The following is a 17,125-nucleotide window of genomic DNA, read 5'->3' on the forward strand; positions in this document are numbered from 1 at the left end:
GGGCGCCCGCGTTCGGTTCAGCGATGCGGGAAACCGCCGCGCGCGCCACGGGCGAGCGGCCGCGGCGCCGCCCCGCCGCGGCGGAGCACCAGGGCGACCCAGCCCTCGATCGTGCCCTTCGAAGCGAGATGGAAGCCGCGGTGGCGGTAGGCCGAGAGCACGCCGGCGACGTCGCGCTCGATCAGGCCCGAGAGCACCAGCACGCCGCCCTCGGCCACCACGGCCGACAGCGTCGGCGCGAGCCGCCGCAGCGGGCGCGCGAGGATGTTGGCGAAGACCACGTCGAAGTGGCGCGGCCGCGCGGCGAGGGCGTTGCGCACGCCGGGCGCCTCGTAGAGCTTGAGGTACGGCCCGAGGCCGTTGGCATGCGCGTTGGCGCGGGCGGTCCTGACCGCCTCGCCGTCGAGGTCGCCGGCGATCACCGGCCGGCGCAGAGCCTTGGCGGCGGCGAAGGCGAGGATGCCGGTGCCGGTGCCGACGTCGAGCACCCGGCCGGGGCGCCCGCGCTTCAGCACGTCGACCAGCGCCTTGAGGCAGCCGAGCGTGGTGCCGTGATGGCCGGTGCCGAAGGCGAGCGCCGCCTCGATCTCGATGGCGAGCTCGTTCGGCCGCACGGTGGCGCGGTCGTGCGAGCCGTGGATGCGGAAGCGGCCGGCCCGCACGGGCACGAGGCCTTCGAGCGAGGCGCGGACCCAGTCCTTCTGGTCGATGGTGCGGAACTCCGCCGCGTCCGCCTGCGCGCCGACCACGGGGCGGATCAGGTCGCGGATGAAATCCTCGTCCGGCGCGTCGGCGAAGTAGGCTTCCAGCCGCCACGTCACCCCGTCCTCCGCCTCGAAGGCGGCGACCGCCGTCTCGGTCGGGTCGAACATCTCGCCGAGCAGGTCGGTCATCGTGCGCGCCGACCGCTCGTCGGTCATCAGCTGCAGGACGTGGGTCGGGCGGTTCGGGTGCAGGCCTTCGAGCATGGCCGGCCTTACCACCCTCGGCCGCGTTCCGCGACGTGTGGCGCGGTCCGCGGCGGAAATGTTGTGGCCCGTCCGGTCCCGCGATGGCCGATGTCGGCAACCGCGGCAAAATCGCCTGGCAATGCGGCAGATTGTTTACCCGTTCATCATATGGACCCCCGGAACCGGGGTTACCGTGCAGCGTTTTCGGTCACTTCTCCGCGTCGTCCGAGTCGTTCGACCATCGAGGGTGCGTCCGCGTGACCAATTCGAGACCATCCGTTCGTCGGCCGGTCGTCCTCAACGGCGTCTCGCGCCGCCGTCGCCAACCGGTCCGCGCCCGCGACACGTTGCTCGGGGCCGAAGCCCTCGACACGCCCCTGCCGGGCCAGCTCCTCGTGCTGCTGAGCCGGCTGCACCGCGCCGAGGACGCGAAGCCCCGCGGAGACGAGTTCGACGCCTGAGCGGCTTGCGCGCGGCATCGTCCGCGTCCAAGCCTGCGGCGTGAGGGGCCGCGACGATCCGCGGCGCCCGGACGGGACGCGCCATCCTTGCTCGACCTGACGCCCGACGAGTGGACCGCGGTGGCACTGAGCCTGAAGGTGGCCGCCGTCGCGACGCTTGCGAGCCTCGGGCCCGGCATGCTGGTGGCTTGGCTGCTCGCCAAGCGCACGTTTCCGGGTCGCGCCGTCCTCGACGGCCTCGTGCACCTGCCGCTGATCCTGCCGCCGGTCGTGACCGGCTACCTGCTGCTCCTGACCCTCGGGCGACGCGGCCTAGTCGGCGCGTGGCTCGCGGAGGCGGGCATCGTGTTCGCCTTCCGCTGGACCGGGGCAGCGCTCGCCTGCGCGGTGATGGGCTTCCCGCTGATGGTGCGGGCGATGCGCCTGTCGATCGAGGCGGTGGACGCCCGGCTCGAGCAGGCGGCCGCGACGCTGGGCGCCCGGCCGATCGCGGTGTTCCTCACGGTGACGCTGCCGTTGAGCCTGCCCGGCATCCTCGCCGGCGCAGTGCTCGCCTTCGCCAAGGCGATGGGCGAGTTCGGCGCCACCATCACCTTCGTCTCGAACATTCCCGGCGAGACCCAGACGCTGCCCTCGGCGATCTACACCTTGACGCAGGTGCCCGGCGGCGAGGCCGGCGCCTTGCGCCTGACGCTGATCTCGGTCGCCCTGTCGATGACCGCGCTGCTGCTCTCGGAGGTGCTGGCCCGCCGCATCGGCCGGAAGCTGGGAGCGGGGTGATGGAATCCCCGTCGCATCCCAGGAGCATCCTCCCCCTCAAAGGGGGGAGGGGAAAACCCCACAGCCGCGCCTCACGCATAGGCGTACGGCCCACCGCGCTCCAGCGCCCGCTTGTAGGCCGGGCGGGCATGGATGCGGGCGAGCCAGCCGGTCAGCTCGGCGCCGGCTCCGGTGCCGCGTGCGGCGAAGGCTTCGAGGGGAAAGCTCATCTGGATGTCGGCGGCGGTGAAGTCCGCGCCGCAGAACCACGGCCGGGCGGACAGCTCCTCCTCCCAATAGGCAGCGTGGCGGCGCAGCTCCGGGTCGACGAACTTGGCCGTCACCGCCTTGGCGATCCCCCTCGCGAGGGGGCGCACCAGGGTGGGGCTGCCCGGCGCCAGCCGGGAGAATACCAGCTTCAGCAGCAGCGGCGGCATCGCCGAGCCTTCGGCGTAATGGAGCCAATAGATGTAGCGGCGATGCGCTTCCGTGCCCGGCGCAGGCACCAGCGCGCCGCCGCAGCGGGCGGTGAGGTATTCGACGATGGCACCGGACTCGGCCACCACGATGTCGCCGTCGGTGATCACCGGCGACTTGCCGAGCGGGTGGATCGCCCGCAACGCCGGCGGCGCCAGCATCGTCTCGCGGTCCCGGGCGTAGCGCTTCACCGTGTAGTCCAGGCCGAGCTCCTCGAGCAGCCAGAGCACCCGCTGCGAGCGGCTGTTCTCCAGGTGGTGGACGGTGATCATGCGCGGCCTTCCGTGAGAGTATCGCTGCACAACGCCGGTCCGCGCCGATCGAGCCGCCCGGCATGACGCTCGACGTCGCCGTCGCCCTGCGCCGGGGCGCCTTCACGCTCGACGCCGCCTTCGCCGCCGGGGCCGGGCTCACCGCCCTGTTCGGGCGCTCGGGCTCGGGCAAGACCACGCTGATCGACCTGATCGCCGGGTTGAGCCGGCCCGATCGCGGCCGCATCGTCGTCGCCGGCGAGACGCTGGTCGACACCGACCGGCGCATCGCCCTGCCGGTGCACCGGCGCCGGATCGGGCTGGTGTTCCAGGATGCCCGCCTGTTTCCCCACCTCAGCGTGCGGAGCAACCTCGGCTACGGCCGCTTCTTCGCGGGCCGCCGGGCGGAACGGGCCGAGCACGACGCCGTCGTCGACATGCTCGGCATCGGCCACCTGCTCGACCGGCAGCCCGCGGGTCTCTCCGGCGGCGAGCGCCAGCGCGTCGCCATCGGCCGGGCGCTGCTGGCGAGACCCCGCCTGCTGCTGATGGACGAGCCGCTGGCGGCGCTGGACGAGGCGCGCAAGGGCGAGATCCTTCCCTATATCGAGCGCCTGCGCGACGAGGCCGGGATCCCGATCGTCTACGTCAGCCACGCGGTCGGCGAGGTCGCGCGGCTCGCCAACACCGTGGTGGTGCTGGAGGCCGGCCGCGTCGCCGCCGCGGGCCCGGCGGAGGCGATCCTGCGCCGGGCCGACCTCGTCCCGGTCCACGAGGCCGAGGCCGGCGCGCTGCTCGACATGACGGTCGCCGGGCACGACCCGGCGGCCGGCCTGACCCGGCTCGAAGGTGTGGCCGGGCGGCTGCTCGTCCCGCTCCTGCCGCGCGCGATCGGCAGCGTCGTGCGGGTGCGCGTGCCGGCCCGCGACGTGCTGATCGCGACCGCGGTGCCGTCGGGCCTCAGCGCGCGCAACATCCTCTCCGGCCGGGTCGCGGCGCTGATCCCGGCGGGCAACGCGGTGATGGTCGAGGTGGCGTGCGGCGGGGCGGTGCTCGCGGCCCGCCTGACCGGGGCCGCCGTGCGCGACCTCGACCTCGCGGTCGGCCGCCCCGTCCACGCGGTGATCAAGAGCGTCGCCCTCGATCCCGCCGGGATGGGCGGGCGCCGGGCGATCGAGATTTGAGGCATGGTCTGACTCGGCCCGCTGCAGCCGCAGCAGCCGATTGCTGCGCTCGGAAACGGGCGTTCATGGGCCGTGCGCTCCGAGTGTGTTCGACGCGGTTTGCGCACCCAAAACCACAGTTCTTCTAGGAGTAAAATTAGAATCCAGTAGTTTTTTAATCGATTGGATTTACTGTAACACAAGTTTAATTCGATCCGATTAACGTGACATATTGCTTCTTCGCAATGCGTGGATTCCATTGAGCTGAAGTGATGACCGACATCGACGCGACCGAGCAAGCATTCGGTTCTCACGACCCCGTCTCGTCGGAGACCGCGTTGGCCGGCGCCGTGGGACTCGCGCGGGCCGCCACGTATGCGTTCATCGCCAACGACGGCACCGGTCGGATCACCTTCGTGAACGAGGCGGCCGAGGCGCTCTTCGGATACGGACCCGGCGCGATGCTGGGCCAAAACGTCGATCTCGTCGTTCCCGAACGGTTTCGCGCCAGCCACGCGGCGGGTTTGGCGCGCATCGCCCGCAACGAGCCCTCCCGGATGGCCGGTCGAACGATCGAGGTCACCGCCAGACGTCGCGACGGCAGCGAGTTTCCGGCCGAATTCACGTTGTCGATCTGGAGAGACCGCTTCGGCCTCGGCTTCGGGGCGATCATGCGCGACATCGCGGAATGGCGCGCCCGCGACGAGCATCTGGTCAGGCTCGCGCATCACGACACGCTCACCGGATTGCCCAACCGCGCTTCCTTCGAAGAGACGCTCGACGCGAGGCTCGCCGCCGGTCAGGCCACGTGCGTCCTCATGCTCGACCTCGATGGATTAAAGGAGGTGAACGACAGCTGGGGGCACGGCACCGGTGATGCCGTGCTCCAAACCCTCGCCATCCGTCTGCCGGCCTGGCTCGATCAGGATGCGATCGTCGCCAGGTTCGGCGGCGATGAGTTCGCGGTGATGCTGCCGGGCGCCACCGATCCCCTGCAAGTCGCAGCCAGTGCCGCCGCGCTTCTCGACGCCTTCGCGGCACCGTTCTGCGTCCTGGGTCATACCTTCCACCTGGGCGCCAGCATCGGAGGCGCCATCAGCCCGACGCAGGGCCTGTCGGCAGGCGAGCTCGTCGGCAATGCGGACTTAGCGCTCTTTCGCGCGAAACAGGACGGCAAGCGTCGTTTCCGCTTGTTTCAGCCCGACATGCGGAGCGCGCTGCTTTCGCGACTGGCGCTGCAGTCGGAGTTGCGCAGGGCGGTCGCGGCCGGTGAGTTCGTGCTCCACTACCAACCGCAGGTGGCTCTGGATACCAGGCGCATCAACGGTGCGGAGGCCCTCCTGCGATGGCAGCACCCCGAACGCGGTCTCCTGTTTCCGGGCGCCTTCCTGTCCCAGCTCGAGGAGCACCCCCTGGCACTCGAGGTCGGACGCTGGATCCTCGACGAAGCCTGCCTGCAGATGGCGGCTTGGCGCGACGCAGGGCTCCCGATCCGGAAAATGGGCGTCAACCTGTTTACCGCCCAGGTCCGGTCGGGGACGCTGACGTCGGATGTCGCCGACGCTCTCCAGCGGCACCGGCTGAGCCCGGAGATGCTGGAGCTGGAAATCACGGAAACGATCTTCCTGAAGGTCGACGAGCCTGTCCTCCGCCCGTTTCGCGACCTGCATCGTCGCGGAGTCGGCATTTCCTTCGACGATTTCGGCACCGGCTACGCCTCCTTGAGCTCGCTCAAGCGTTTCCCTCTGACCCGCCTTAAGATCGATCGCGGATTCGTCCGGGACCTGATGACCGATCAGCACGATGCGGCGATCGTGCGCTCCATCATCCAGATCGGGAACGACATCGGATTGGACATCATCGCAGAAGGAATCGAGACGTCGGACCAGGAGGCGCGGCTGCTCGAGATGGGCTGCAAGCAGGGTCAGGGATTCCTGTACGCCAAGGCGCTGCCGGCGGCCCGGTTTGAGGATCTTTTCCAAGGTCTCGGGCGCCTTGAGAAGATCGCGAGCTGATCGACGAGCAGGAAACCTGCAAGCGCGTTCGCGGAGCCCGTTCCGATCCGCGTGTCAGGTGGTCTGCCCGGCGCGGCGAGACGGGGGAGATGTCGGGCCGTTTCACTGTTCGCCCGGAAGCGGCCCGGCCAGGAATGACCGATTCCGGGCGGCTGCAATCTGTGGCAAACGACGGGTTTCGGCCCTCAGGCCCGCCCCTCGACGAAGGCGCGCATCAGCACGTGCGCGATCGCCATCGCCGGTGGGGCGAAGAGGTTGTCCGGGTGGCGCCGCTCCAGCATTGCCAGCACCTCGGCGCGGTCGAACCAGCGGGCGTCGGCGAGCTCGGTCGGGTCGGTGACGATGGTCTCGTCCAGCGCTTCCGCCGTGCAGCCGATCATCAGCGAGGACGGGAACGGCCAGGGCTGCGAGGTGTGATAGCCGACCGCGCCGACCCTCACCCGCGTCTCCTCATAGGATTCGCGTGCGACCGCGGCCTCGATCGTCTCGCCGGGCTCGAGGAAGCCGGCGAGGCACGAGTACATCCCCTCCTTGAAGTGCGGGCCGCGCCCGAGCAGGCAGCGTTCGCCGCGGCGGATCAGCATGATCACCACCGGGTCGGTGCGCGGGAAGTGATGGGCGGCGCAGGTCGGGCATTCCCGCCGGAAGCCGCCGGCGCGGACCAGGGTCTGCGTGCCGCAATTGGCGCAGAAGCGGTTGCGCGCGTGCCAGCCGAGCATCGACTTCGCGGTGGCGAGCAGACCGAGCTCGTCCTGCGGCACGGCGCCCTCGGTGGCGATGGTGCGCAGGTCGAGCGTCCGAAAGCCGTCGCCGGCATAGGCCTCGGCCGCCTCCGGCGCCGCCACCGCCGCGAAGATCGGCCGCCCGTCGAGATGCCCGAGGAAGATCCGCTCCTGGGTGATCAGGGGGTTCGCGCGGACGCCGTCCTCGGCCTCCAGGATCGCGCTCCCGCCCCGAAGCACGAGCGCGTCGCCGGCCAGGAGCACCAGCCGGGTGCCCGGCGCGTCGGGGGGCGGCACCGCGTCCTCCGCCTGCTCCGAGGAATGGCGGACGAGCCGGCTCTGCGTGAAGCCCAGGGTGGCGAAGGGGTCGGTCATCGCCACCTCAGGCTGCTGCGAACAGGGCGCCGGCCCGCTCGGCGAGCTGCGCGCGGGCATGGTGCGGATACGGCTTTCGCGCCTCGAAGCCCCAGACCGGGCCGGGCCAGGCCGGATCCGACAGGAAGCGCCCGACCACGTGGACGTGGAGCTGCGCCACCACGTTGCCGAGCGTCGCGACGTTGACCTTGTCGGGCTTGGCCAGCGCCAGCATCACCCCGGTGGCGAGGTGGACCTCCCGCCACAGGGCGGCGGCATCCTCGGCGGCGAGATCGGTGAGCTCGCTCAAATTAGCCCGGCGCGGCACCAGGATCAGCCACGGGAAGCGGGAATCGTCCATCAGCAGGACGGAGCAGAGGCCGAGGTCGCCGACCGGCACGGTGTCGGCGGCGAGCCGGGAATCGAGAAGAAAATCGGTCATGCCGGGCGATGTAGCGCGGGCGCGCGTCCCGGCGCCATGCCCGCGCTCACGGGCCGCCGGCCCGAACCGGCCGGCGGCGTCGCGCTGTGCGCGATGTCACAGCGTCGGCTCGGTTCCCGCGCGGCCGACCGCGACGAGGTCGGCGTTGACGAGACCGTCGGCGTCGGTGCGCGCGAGCACCACGACGTCGGCGCCGGGCACGAGCAGAGCCCTCTCGCCCGGGGCGATCTGCGCCGTCGGCGTCCCGGGCGGGATGGTGAAGGACTTGCTGCCGCCGTCGTAGACCAGCTCGACCTGCCGCGGCGGATCGAGCGACAGGCCGCCGATCCAGCCCGCGGTGAGCCGCGCGTCGGGCGCCGCGTCCCAGGGCTTGGTGCCGGCCTCGAAGCCGCGCTCGGACGGCGAGTAGATCGCGACCTTGATCGGCTTCGGCTTGCCGTCGGCGCCGGGCACCGAGACGATGCTGACGTAGCTCTCCGGCTTGATGTCGCGGAGGCGGCCTGCGGTCGCGATGAACAGGCGCGTCTTCACGTTCATCAGGACGGTGACGGACCCGCCGGCCGCGCGCCGGATCGTCAGCGTGTCGGCGTCGCGGGCCTCGACGGTGCCCTGGTAGCGCGCGAAGGATTCCGCGGCCTGCGCCGCAACGGAGGTCGCACCCATCGCGAGCGCGATCAGACAAGCTCGGATCACTGTCGTCAGCCCCTCACTCGACCGGGATGGCCGGCGAGGCGCGAACGTCGGGCGAACGGTCGAGGTTCCCGCTTCGCGCGCGGCACACGCCGTCAGTGCGCCATCAGCATCGGCAGGTCGGCGTGGGCGAGCAGGTGGCTCGTCGGGCCGCCGAAGATCATCTGCCGCAGCCGGCTCTGGGTGTAGGCGCCCTTGATCAGCAGGTCGGAGCCGAACTCCTTCGCCTCGGCGAGGAAGGTCTCGCCCGGCGTCCGGCGCCCGGCGGGAAGCGCCTTGTGGTCGGCGGCCACGCCCTCGCAGGCGAGCGAGCGGGCGAGGTCCTCGGCGCTCGGGCCCGGCACCGTGCCGCCCTCGACGCTGAGCACCAGCACGCGGGAGGCGGCCCGCAGCAGCGGCATCGCGAAGGCGACGGCGCGCGCGGTCTCGGTCGAGCCGTTCCAGGCGACCAGGATCGCGTCGCCGAACCGGGTCGGCGGGGTCGGCGGCGCCACCAGGATCGGGCGGCCGCCCTCGAACAGCGCCGTCTCCAAGGTGGTCATGCGCGGCGTACCGTCGGCGGCGCCGGGGCGGCCGACGACGGTGGCCGAGAACAGGCGCGCGTACTGCCCGAGGAAGGCGTCGCCCGCCGGCACGTCCTGCCGCCAGCGATAGCGCGCGCCGGCGCCGGCGACGTTCTCGGGAACGCACAGGCCGTCGCGGGCGTGGCGCGGGATGCCGGCCCCGTCCATGAAGGCGACGAAGCGCCCGCCCGCCTCCTCGGCCTCGGCCCGGTCGGCCTCCTCGTCGCGCAGCCAGGTCATGCCGCCGACCATGTCGACGGGCACGTACTCGGCGAGCGCCGGCCGCAGCGACACGCCCTCGATCAGGCTGCCGAAGCGCTGTGCCACCAGGCGGGTCGTCTCCAGCACCGAGGGCAGGGCGTCGTGGAGCGCGATCGGCACCAGCAGGGTCTTCATCGCGTCGCCTCGCTCGGGTTCGCCATCACCGTCGCGACGCTAATGCGGATCGCCGCGGCGGGAAACTCGCAGCCGCCCGGCGCTCACACGGTTTTCGGCCTCGGAAGGGAATGGCGATCGGGATCGAGGCGGGCGCGGGCGAGACGCGTCATCGGGCGCTCGACATGGCGGTGGACGAGCAGGGCCGCCACGACGCTCAGGGCGACCATCACGCCGAGCGCGACCCAGGGGCCGAGCCACAATGCGAGGTCGATGCGCGCGAGCGCCTCGCGCAGGCCGCGCAGGACGAAGGGATGGACGAGGTAGAGCGCGTAGGAGGCGTCGCCGAGCGCGGCCAGGGCGGACACGACGGGCGAGGGCGGTCGCGCCTGCGTCCGCGAGCGGCCGAGCGCCGCCGCCGCCACCAGGAAGGCCGCCGGGATGCCGAGGGCGAGCGGGCGCAGGAACCCGTCCGGGAATGGGCCGGTGCGCGCGACGAGCAAGAGTAGGCCGAACCCGGCGAGCGCCAGGCCGGCGCGCGCCGGCCCGCCCAGCCGCACGCCCTCGCCGCGTGCGAGCGCGATCAGGGCGCCGAGCCCGAATTCCAGCATCACCGGGTTCGACCAGAACGCCAGCGGCACGGCCTCCGGCTTCAGCCAGGCGCCCGCCAGCACGATCCCGACGAGGGCCGCCACGAGCCAGGCGACGCCGGCCCGGCGACCCCAGCCGAGACCGAGCGCGAACAGCGCGTAGAACGCCATCTCGCAATTGAGCGTCCAGCCGAGGCCGTAGAGCGGCAGCACCGCGCCGTCCGGCCGCGCCGCGGGCCAGAACAGGAAGGAGGCGACGACCTGGCCGGCGTCCGGCGGTCCGCCGCTGCCGTTGAGGGCCGACGGCGCCGCCAGCCCGACCGCGAGGTAGAGCGCGGTGACCAGCCAGTACAGCGGCACCACCCGCGCGATCCGATGCGCCAGGAAGCGGCGCCGACCTCCGCTCTCCGCCGCATGGCGCCCGACCGCGTGCGGCGCCGCGGCGTGGACGATGATGAAGCCCGAGATCACGAAGAACACGTCGACGCCGCCCGCCCAGGGCAGCAGCCCGCTCGGGGCGAAGGCCGCGCCCGTCCGCTGCGCCAGCGCGGCCGCCTCGGCCTGCGCATGGTGCATCACGACGAGCAGCGCCGCGACCGCGCGCAGGATCTGAACTGACAAGATCTGGGTGAAGCGGGGCGTCAAGGCGGGGCCTCGGGACGGAAGGACGGCGAAAGGCATGGCGGCTGCCGCGGGGTGGATCAAGCGTCGCAGCCCGCGCGGCGGACGGCGCAAGGTCAGGCAAGACCAGAGGAACCATGCGCGATCGTCATCGTTGGTTCGATGAAGTGCTGTCGCCGTCCGTTTCGGTTGAAACCGGTATGGGCGATACAACTACGCCGGCTTGCACGCTCACCATTCATCGATCGAGGTTTTCAATGCTGAAGAAATACGCCGTCCTGTCCGCGCTCGCCTTCGCCGTCTCGACCCCGGCCATGGCCCAGGGCCTGAGCGATTTCCGTCTGCAGTCGCTGCAGGCGAACGCCTTCGAGATCCAGTCGAGCCAGATCGCGCTGTCGAAGTCCCGCAACCCGCAGATCCGGACCTACGCCCAGGAAGCGATCCGCGACCACCGTTCGGCCAACGTCGCCCTCGTCGGCGGTGACCGCAACTACGTCGCCGCGCAGGGCGGCGTGGTCGGCGGTCCGGTGGACGGCTTGATCGGCGCGCCGCTGGCGGTGGCCGGTGGCGCCGTCGGCGCGGCGACCGGCGCGGCCGCGGGCGTGGTCGGCGGGACGCTGAACGGCGGCCCGGTCGGCGGCCTCGAAGGCCTCGGCTCGGGCGCGCAGCGCGGCGCCGCAGCGGGCAGCCGCCTCGGCAATGCCGACGTCGATCAGACGGCCGGCACCACGGTGGTTCAGCCCAGCCCCGAGCAGCAGGCGATGCTGGCGGAGCTCTCCGCCACCCCGTCGGGCCCGCGCTTCGACCGCCTCTACGTGAGCCAGCAGGTCCAGGCGCACCGCATGACGATCGGCATGACCGAGGCCTACGCCTCGTCCGGCCCGAACCCGGCGCTTCGCACCTACGCGCAGCAGGCCCTGCCGGTGCTGCAGCACCATTACGGCATGGCCCAGCGCCTGCCGGGCGCCCGCGACGCGATGTAATCGTCCGATCCCGCTCGGCGCCGACGCCGAGCGCGGCTCATGAGACAGGGCGGCAGGCGCGAGCCTGCCGCCCTTTTCGTTGGTCCGGTCTTTCGTCGGCCCTGGCCTTCCCGTTCCGATCGATCTCGGATTGAAAGGCGAGGCGGGTGCTTTCGAACCAAAGCACCCGCCTCGCCGGACGCGTCAGCTGCAGCTCATCATTGTGGAGGGGCGCAGCGGCTCGCCGCTTCGATCGACCGCCTGCGCGAAGTCGCCGGTCTCGGGATTGCGGACCAGAAGGTCGCCCGTGGCCACGCCGAAATGCGCACCGTGCAGCTTCAGGGTGCCGGCCTCGACCCGTTCCTTGATGAACGGGAAGGTCATCAGGTTCTCGAGGCTCTGGCTGACCATCGCGTGCTCGAGGCGGGTGAGGTATTCGGGCGCGCTCGAATCGCCGGCCTTCGCCTCGGCGGGCTCGACGAGGGAGACCCACTTGCCGATGAAGTTGCCCTTCGAGAGCGGCTTGGCCTTGTTGGCGTAGGCCTTGATGCCGCCGCAGCTGGCGTGGCCGAGCACGACGATGTTCTTGACCTCGAGGCCCTGCACCGCGAACTCGATCGCCGCCGAGGTGCCGTGATAGTCGCCCCCGGTCTCGTAGATCGGCACGATGGCGGCCACGTTGCGGATCACGAACAGCTCGCCCGGGCCGACGTCGAAGATCGCTTCCGGCGCGACCCGGCTGTCGCAGCAGCTGATCACCAGCGTCTCGGGCTCCTGGGCGGTCGCCAGCTCGGCGAAGCGCTTCCGCTCCGTCGGAAAGCGGCCGGAAAGGAAGGAACGGTAGCCGTCGGTGAGCGCGGTCGGAAACATGGGTCCTCCTGACAATCGAGAAATTCCGTCACGGAACGAGTGGCCTGAGCCCCCTGTTCCACGCTCAAGTTTGCTGCCAGGTCAGGATGATCGGGGCGTCTGGAACGTGTCCGGCGACGAGGCGCTCGGCGAGCTGACCGAGGCCGGCGGGCTCGATCCGCGCCTCGGTGGCGAGCAGCTCGGCCACCGTCCACCAGCGCGTGCCGTGCAGCGGGTTGTCCTCGGTCTCCATCAGGCGGCTGGTGTCGATCCGGTCGTCGGGCAGACGCACCAGGAAATAGCGCTCGCGTGCATCGCGCGACTGCCGGAACAGGTGGAACGGGCCGTCGCAGGCCGCGACCTGCGGGCCGATCGCGCAGTCGGCCCGGCCGATCTCCTCCGACAATTCCCGGCGGCAGGCCGTAACGTGGTCCTCGCCGGGCTCCAGCCCGCCGCCCGGCATGAACCAGAACCGCAGCGGCGTGCCGTCCGGCGCATGCGCGTGCACCGATTCGTACTCGATCAGCAGCAGTCGGTCGGCGGGATCGAACACCAGCGCGCGGGCGACGTGGCGGATCGCGGGGTTCGGGTCTCGGGTCTGTTCGCTCATGGCCCAGGTCGTTAGCAGACTTTGCGTGGCTCGCGGGATTCGGCCCGGTCGCCCCCCTGAAGCGGCGCCGGCATCCAGATCACCGCCGGCAGGCCGTGGGCGTCGCGCTCGGGCAGGTCCGGCAGCGGGCTCGCGCGGCCGAGGAGGATGTCGCGGGCGACGACGAGGCCGGCCATCGCGTCGAGGTGGTCGTCGGCACCGACGCCGCGCGGCCGTGCGCCGTGAACCAGCGTCTCCGGCAGCCCGGCGGCGACGAGGAGCGCCCGGCGCAGGTCCAGCCCGGCCTGCCGCTGCGGCCCCTTCTTGCCCGCCGCCAGCGCCCGGTCGCCGTTGAGGCGGCGGAAGGCGATCTCGGGATGGACCTCGTGCAGGCGCGCCGTCAGCGCCGGCCACTCGCGCAGCAGGGCGTCCACCGCGCGGATGTAGCGGAAGATGTTGAAGCACTGGATCGAGGGCGCGAAGGGCGGCGCGCTGCCCGCGCGCGACAGCGCCTTGGCGGTCTCGTAGTCGTCGGCGAAGATCGCCGCGCGCGGCGGCACCGGGAACACGCTCGACCGGCCGGCGCCGAGATAGGCGCGTGCGGCCCGGTCGGCCGCCCGGCCTCCGCCCGTCGCGCGGTCCGGCAGTCCGATCGGCACGTCGATGCCGACCGAGACCGGCGCTTCCGGTCCGTCGAGGCACTCGGCGACGGTGGAAAACAGGGCCGCGCGGTGGCGGCCGGGATCGTCGAGGTCGAGCAGCACGCCGGCCCAGGCGCCGCGGCAGCCGTCGAGTCCCGCGATCCAGCGCGCCATTCCCGCTCCTTGTCTCGCCGTCCGGAGAACGCTATCGGCGCTTCTGTCTTACGGACGTCGCCCCGCCGACGGAAAGATGCCGCCATGACCGAGATCCGTCCGCGTCGCAGCGTGCTGTCCCTGCCGGGCTCGAACCCGCAGGCCCTGGAAGCGGCTCGCACCCTGCCGGTCGACGCGGTGCTGCTCGATCTGGAGGAGACCGTCCCGCCCGAGGCCAAGGACGCCGCCCGCAAGACGGTGGCCGCCGCGGTGACGGGCCGTGCCTACGGTCATCGCGAGGTGGTGGTCCGCATCAACGCGCTCGATTCGGCCCACGGCGAGGCCGACCTCGCGGCGATCGCCGCGGCCGGCCCCGACGCGATCCTGGTGCCGAAGGTGAGCGGCCCCGACGCCCTGGTGGCCGTCGGCGCCCGCTTGAGGCGCCTCGGCGCGGCGCCGGCGCTGCGGATCTGGGCGATGATCGAGAGCCCCCTCGCGGTGCTGCAGGTCGGCGCGATCGCCAGCGCCGCGCGCGACGTGGACATCCGCCTGTCCTGCCTCGTGGTCGGCACCGGCGACCTCGCCGCGGCGACCCGGATCCGCCGCGGCGTCCCCGGCCGCCCGGCGCTGATGCCGCTGCTGATGAGCGTCGTCGCCGCGGCCCGCGCCTACGAGATCGACGTCATCGACGGCGTGTTCGAGGCGACCGCCGACGAGGCCGGCTTCCGCGCCGAGGCCGAGCAGGCCCGCGACGGCGGCTTCGACGGCAAGGTGCTGATCGATCCCGCGCAGATCGCCGCCGCCAACGCGGTGTTCGGCCCGAGCCCGGATGCGGTCGCGCAGGCGCGTGCGGCGATCGCCGCCTTCGCCGGCCCGGCCGCCCGCGAGCGCGGCACGGCCGCGTTCCGGGGCCGCACGATCGACCGATCCCATGCCGATGAGGCCCATCGCATCGTCGCCCTGGCCGACGCCATCGCGGCGCGCCGGCCGTGAGCGACGCGCTGCCCGAGGTCGGCATCCGCGGGCTCGATCCGCGGCTGGCGGGGTGGGGGTTTCCGCGATGGGGCTCGACCCAGGCCGCCGGCCTCGACCTCCATGCCTGCCTCGACGCGGCACTCGACCTCGCGCCGCAGGGGCCGCCGGCGCTGATCCCCGCCGGCTTCACGGTGCTGATCCGGGAGGCCGGCTGGTGCGGGCTGATCTTCCCCCGGTCCGGCCTCGGCCATCGCGCCGGGCTGGTGCTCGGCAACGGCACCGGGGTGATCGATGCCGACTACGAGGGCCCGCTGATGATCTCGGCCTGGAACCGCAACCCGGCCGGCGACCCGATCCGGATCGCGCCGGGCGAGCGCATCGCGCAACTGGTGTTCACGCGGGTCGCGCGGCCGCGGCTGGTCGTGACCGACGCGGATGAGCCGGCATCGGCGCGGGGCGTCGGCGGGTTCGGGTCGAGCGGCCGGTGACGAGGCCGAAGGATCGCGCCTCTTCTCCCTCCCCCGCAGAGGGGGGAGGGAAGAGGGCGCGGTCAGCCGAAAGCCCCACGCTGCGTCTACTCCGCCGCCGCCTTCGCCGGAACACATCCCTCCTCGGGCAGGCCGAAGCGGCCGATCGTGTCCTGCAGGCGCAGGGCCGCGTTGATCAGCGCCATGTGCGAGAAGCCCTGCGGGGTGTTGCCGCGCTGCTCGCCGGACTCCGGGTCGATCATCTCGGCGAACAGCCCGACGTCGTTGCCGCGCGCCAGCAGGCGCTCGAACGCCGCCTTGGCCTCGCCGGTGCGGCCGTCGAGCGCCAGGCAGCCGACGCGCCAGAAGGCGCAGGCGGTAAACGTGCCCTCATCGCCCGCGAGACCGTCGTCCATGCGGTAGCGGTAGATCAGGTCGCCGACGCCGAGCTCAGCCTCGATCGCGGCCAGCGTCTTGCGCAGGCGCGGGTCGCTCGGGTCGATCGCGCCGAACAACGCCACGCGCAGCACCGCCGCGTCGAGGTGGTGCGAGCCGTAGGCGCCGGTGAAGGCCTGCCGCTCCTCGTTCCAGGCCTTCTCCAGGTAGTCGGCGCGGATCTCGGCGGCGATCCGCTCCCAAGTCTCGATCTTCTCCGGCGGCACGCCCTCGATGTTGCGGCCGATCCGGGCGGCGTCGTTCAGCGCCACCCAGAGCATCGCCTTGGTGTGGAGCTGGTGGCGCGGGCCGGTGCGCAGCTCCCAGATGCCGTCGTCGGCCTCGTCGCGGCAGGCGATGGCGCGGCGGGTGAGGTTGTCGAGCACCTCGGGCAGGCGGTCGTGGACCTTTTCCGGCGGGTCGTACTCGACCGCTTCGAGGAAGACGCAGAGCGCGCGCACCAGCTCGCCGTAGATGTCGTGCTGGTCCTGGCCCTCGGCGGCGTTGCCGATCAGCGGCGGCCCGACGTCGCGCCAGCCGGAGAGGTGGTCGAGCTCCTCCTCCGGCGGCATCGCCTCGGCGATGCCGTAGAGCAGCTTGGTGTCGCGGCCGAAGCTGCCGTCCGCTTCGCGCAGGAAGCGCAGGAACTCCGAGGCTTCGCGGACGTAGCCGAGCATCACGAAGGCGGTGACGGTGAAGGTCGCGTCCCGCATCCAGGTGAAGCGGTAATCGTAGTTGCGGTTGCCCGGAACCGCCTCGGGCAGGCCGGCGGTGGCCGCCGCGACGATGGCGCCCGACGGCGAGTAGGTCAGCAGCTTCAAGCACAGGGCCGAGCGCAGCACCGCGTCGCGATAGGGGCCGTGATAAGTGCAGCGCTCGCTCCAGCGCCGCCAGTAGTCGATGGTCGCCGCGACCCGGCGCTCGGCGCCGGCGAAATCGTCGATCGCGGCCCGCTCCCCGTCCTCGCCGTGGGTGAGGACGAGGTAGGCGGTCTCGCCCGCCGCGATCGCGAACCGGCTCACGGCGACCGCGCCGTCGAGCCTCGGCTCGGGCGCGGCGTTGACGCGGAGCCGCTGCTTGCCGGCCTCGAACAGCACCGTCGCGCCGTCGGCGATCGGGATGCCGTCGCAGCGGGCGTAGTCGAAGGTCGGGTGCACCAGGAAGCGCCCGGCGACGTGGCCGTCGATGCAGGTGAGCAGGCGGATCAGGCGGCTCTCGCCCTCGCCGTCGGGCCCTTCCTCGGGCTCGGGGGTCGGCGGGTTGACCGGCATCACGTCGACCAGCCGGGCGCTGCCGGTCTCGGTGACGAAGGTCGTCTCCAGCACGTTGGTCTCGGGCAGGTAGCGCCGCGAGGTCGAGCGCAGGCCCTCGAACGCGATCCGGCAGGAGCCGCCCTTGTCGTCGTCGAGCAGCGCGAGGAACAGGGCCGGCGAATCGTGACGCGGCCAGCACAGCCAGTCGACCGAGCCGTCGCGGGCGATCAGCGCGGTCGAGTGGGTGTCGCCGATGACGGCGTAGTCTTCGATGGGCTTGTACAAGGCGATGTGTTTCCCGGAGGCTCGACCCGTTCTAACGCGTCGCATCCCCGGTTCGACCGTGCCTGACGAAATGTCACATAGGT

General features: G+C 72.0%; 18 protein-coding genes. 7 read left to right on the forward strand and 11 right to left on the reverse strand.

From position 1 onward, the window contains the following. Positions 1-17: 17 nt before the first annotated feature. Positions 18-968, reverse strand: coding sequence for a 50S ribosomal protein L11 methyltransferase (locus tag MKK70_RS28635; protein ID WP_243933187.1), 951 nt, complete (start codon positions 966-968; stop codon positions 18-20). 239 nt (positions 969-1,207) lie between these two features. On the opposite strand from MKK70_RS28635, the gene MKK70_RS28640 reads away from it, so the two are divergent. Together MKK70_RS28640 and modB are read left to right on the forward strand one after the other, a co-directional pair. Continuing rightward, positions 1,208-1,411 (forward strand): hypothetical protein, encoded by a 204-nt coding sequence (locus MKK70_RS28640; RefSeq protein ID WP_147729157.1) that lies wholly within the window; start codon positions 1,208-1,210, stop codon positions 1,409-1,411. Positions 1,412-1,498: 87 nt separating this feature from the next. Beyond that, on the forward strand, positions 1,499-2,191 hold the full coding sequence (modB, locus tag MKK70_RS28645; RefSeq protein WP_243951382.1) for a molybdate ABC transporter permease subunit: 693 nt from the start codon (positions 1,499-1,501) through the stop codon (positions 2,189-2,191). Positions 2,192-2,262: 71 nt separating this feature from the next. Here modB and MKK70_RS28650 read toward each other — a convergent pair whose 3' ends face one another. Continuing rightward, positions 2,263-2,919: a glutathione S-transferase gene (locus MKK70_RS28650; RefSeq protein ID WP_243951384.1), complete on the reverse strand. Its 657-nt coding sequence runs from the start codon at positions 2,917-2,919 to the stop codon at positions 2,263-2,265. A 62-nt stretch (positions 2,920-2,981) separates the two neighbouring features. On the opposite strand from MKK70_RS28650, the gene modC reads away from it, so the two are divergent. Further along, the gene (gene modC / locus MKK70_RS28655) at positions 2,982-4,082 is read left to right on the forward strand and encodes a molybdenum ABC transporter ATP-binding protein (protein ID WP_243951386.1); all 1,101 of its coding nucleotides are present in this window, start codon (positions 2,982-2,984) and stop codon (positions 4,080-4,082) included. A gap of 251 nt (positions 4,083-4,333) precedes the next feature. Continuing rightward, positions 4,334-6,076 (forward strand): putative bifunctional diguanylate cyclase/phosphodiesterase, encoded by a 1,743-nt coding sequence (locus tag MKK70_RS28660; RefSeq protein WP_243951388.1) that lies wholly within the window; start codon positions 4,334-4,336, stop codon positions 6,074-6,076. A 185-nt stretch (positions 6,077-6,261) separates the two neighbouring features. On the opposite strand, the gene nudC is transcribed toward MKK70_RS28660, so the two are convergent. The 5 genes from nudC to MKK70_RS28685 all read right to left on the reverse strand — a co-directional run bounded on the left by nudC (position 6,262) and on the right by MKK70_RS28685 (position 10,457). Continuing rightward, on the reverse strand, positions 6,262-7,173 hold the full coding sequence (nudC, locus tag MKK70_RS28665; RefSeq protein ID WP_147728438.1) for an NAD(+) diphosphatase: 912 nt from the start codon (positions 7,171-7,173) through the stop codon (positions 6,262-6,264). 7 nt (positions 7,174-7,180) lie between these two features. Beyond that, positions 7,181-7,594 (reverse strand): HIT domain-containing protein, encoded by a 414-nt coding sequence (locus MKK70_RS28670; protein ID WP_147728437.1) that lies wholly within the window; start codon positions 7,592-7,594, stop codon positions 7,181-7,183. A gap of 96 nt (positions 7,595-7,690) precedes the next feature. Further along, on the reverse strand, positions 7,691-8,257 hold the full coding sequence (locus tag MKK70_RS28675; protein WP_147844110.1) for a hypothetical protein: 567 nt from the start codon (positions 8,255-8,257) through the stop codon (positions 7,691-7,693). Between the two features lie 122 nt (positions 8,258-8,379). Further along, positions 8,380-9,243: a universal stress protein gene (locus tag MKK70_RS28680; RefSeq protein ID WP_147728435.1), complete on the reverse strand. Its 864-nt coding sequence runs from the start codon at positions 9,241-9,243 to the stop codon at positions 8,380-8,382. Positions 9,244-9,326: 83 nt separating this feature from the next. Beyond that, positions 9,327-10,457: an acyltransferase family protein gene (locus tag MKK70_RS28685; RefSeq protein ID WP_279603839.1), complete on the reverse strand. Its 1,131-nt coding sequence runs from the start codon at positions 10,455-10,457 to the stop codon at positions 9,327-9,329. A 233-nt stretch (positions 10,458-10,690) separates the two neighbouring features. Between MKK70_RS28685 and MKK70_RS28690 the strand changes: the two genes are divergently transcribed. Beyond that, positions 10,691-11,416: a DUF4142 domain-containing protein gene (locus tag MKK70_RS28690; protein WP_243951390.1), complete on the forward strand. Its 726-nt coding sequence runs from the start codon at positions 10,691-10,693 to the stop codon at positions 11,414-11,416. A 183-nt stretch (positions 11,417-11,599) separates the two neighbouring features. On the opposite strand, the gene MKK70_RS28695 is transcribed toward MKK70_RS28690, so the two are convergent. The 3 genes from MKK70_RS28695 to MKK70_RS28705 form a co-directional block, all read right to left on the reverse strand. Next, positions 11,600-12,265 carry a carbonic anhydrase gene (locus MKK70_RS28695; protein ID WP_243951392.1) on the reverse strand — a complete coding sequence of 222 codons (666 nt, stop codon included), beginning with the start codon at positions 12,263-12,265 and terminating at the stop codon, positions 11,600-11,602. A 64-nt stretch (positions 12,266-12,329) separates the two neighbouring features. After that, on the reverse strand, positions 12,330-12,854 hold the full coding sequence (locus MKK70_RS28700) for an NUDIX hydrolase (RefSeq protein ID WP_243933203.1): 525 nt from the start codon (positions 12,852-12,854) through the stop codon (positions 12,330-12,332). Between the two features lie 11 nt (positions 12,855-12,865). After that, positions 12,866-13,648 (reverse strand): DUF429 domain-containing protein, encoded by a 783-nt coding sequence (locus tag MKK70_RS28705; protein WP_243951393.1) that lies wholly within the window; start codon positions 13,646-13,648, stop codon positions 12,866-12,868. Between the two features lie 84 nt (positions 13,649-13,732). Here MKK70_RS28705 and MKK70_RS28710 point away from each other — a divergent pair, with 84 nt between their 5' ends. Continuing rightward, positions 13,733-14,620 (forward strand): HpcH/HpaI aldolase/citrate lyase family protein, encoded by an 888-nt coding sequence (locus tag MKK70_RS28710; protein WP_243951395.1) that lies wholly within the window; start codon positions 13,733-13,735, stop codon positions 14,618-14,620. Then, positions 14,617-15,090, forward strand: a complete 474-nt coding sequence (gene dut, locus MKK70_RS28715; RefSeq protein ID WP_243951397.1) for a dUTP diphosphatase — start codon at positions 14,617-14,619, stop codon at positions 15,088-15,090. The genes MKK70_RS28710 and dut overlap by 4 nt, the downstream gene beginning before the upstream one ends. An 86-nt stretch (positions 15,091-15,176) precedes the next feature. Here dut and MKK70_RS28720 read toward each other — a convergent pair whose 3' ends face one another. Continuing rightward, entirely contained in the window at positions 15,177-17,042 is a 1,866-nt protein-coding gene (locus MKK70_RS28720; protein ID WP_243951399.1) for a glycoside hydrolase family 15 protein, read from the reverse strand. Positions 17,043-17,125: the final 83 nt, after the last annotated feature.

The organism is Methylobacterium sp. E-041 (assembly GCF_022829665.1).
Taxonomy (GTDB): Bacteria; Pseudomonadota; Alphaproteobacteria; order Rhizobiales; family Beijerinckiaceae; genus Methylobacterium.

Coding starts and splice junctions, on each gene's coding strand:
- modC (WP_243951386.1), top strand. CDS start 2,982: ATGACGCTCGACGTCGCCGTCGCCCTGCGCCGGGGCGCCTTCACGCTC.
- nudC (WP_147728438.1), bottom strand. CDS start 7,173: ATGACCGACCCCTTCGCCACCCTGGGCTTCACGCAGAGCCGGCTCGTC.
- MKK70_RS28635 (WP_243933187.1), bottom strand. CDS start 968: ATGCTCGAAGGCCTGCACCCGAACCGCCCGACCCACGTCCTGCAGCTG.
- MKK70_RS28680 (WP_147728435.1), bottom strand. CDS start 9,243: ATGAAGACCCTGCTGGTGCCGATCGCGCTCCACGACGCCCTGCCCTCG.
- MKK70_RS28670 (WP_147728437.1), bottom strand. CDS start 7,594: ATGACCGATTTTCTTCTCGATTCCCGGCTCGCCGCCGACACCGTGCCG.
- MKK70_RS28660 (WP_243951388.1), top strand. CDS start 4,334: ATGACCGACATCGACGCGACCGAGCAAGCATTCGGTTCTCACGACCCC.
- MKK70_RS28710 (WP_243951395.1), top strand. CDS start 13,733: ATGACCGAGATCCGTCCGCGTCGCAGCGTGCTGTCCCTGCCGGGCTCG.
- MKK70_RS28650 (WP_243951384.1), bottom strand. CDS start 2,919: ATGATCACCGTCCACCACCTGGAGAACAGCCGCTCGCAGCGGGTGCTC.
- MKK70_RS28700 (WP_243933203.1), bottom strand. CDS start 12,854: ATGAGCGAACAGACCCGAGACCCGAACCCCGCGATCCGCCACGTCGCC.
- MKK70_RS28675 (WP_147844110.1), bottom strand. CDS start 8,257: ATGGGTGCGACCTCCGTTGCGGCGCAGGCCGCGGAATCCTTCGCGCGC.
- MKK70_RS28690 (WP_243951390.1), top strand. CDS start 10,691: ATGCTGAAGAAATACGCCGTCCTGTCCGCGCTCGCCTTCGCCGTCTCG.
- MKK70_RS28695 (WP_243951392.1), bottom strand. CDS start 12,265: ATGTTTCCGACCGCGCTCACCGACGGCTACCGTTCCTTCCTTTCCGGC.
- MKK70_RS28705 (WP_243951393.1), bottom strand. CDS start 13,648: ATGGCGCGCTGGATCGCGGGACTCGACGGCTGCCGCGGCGCCTGGGCC.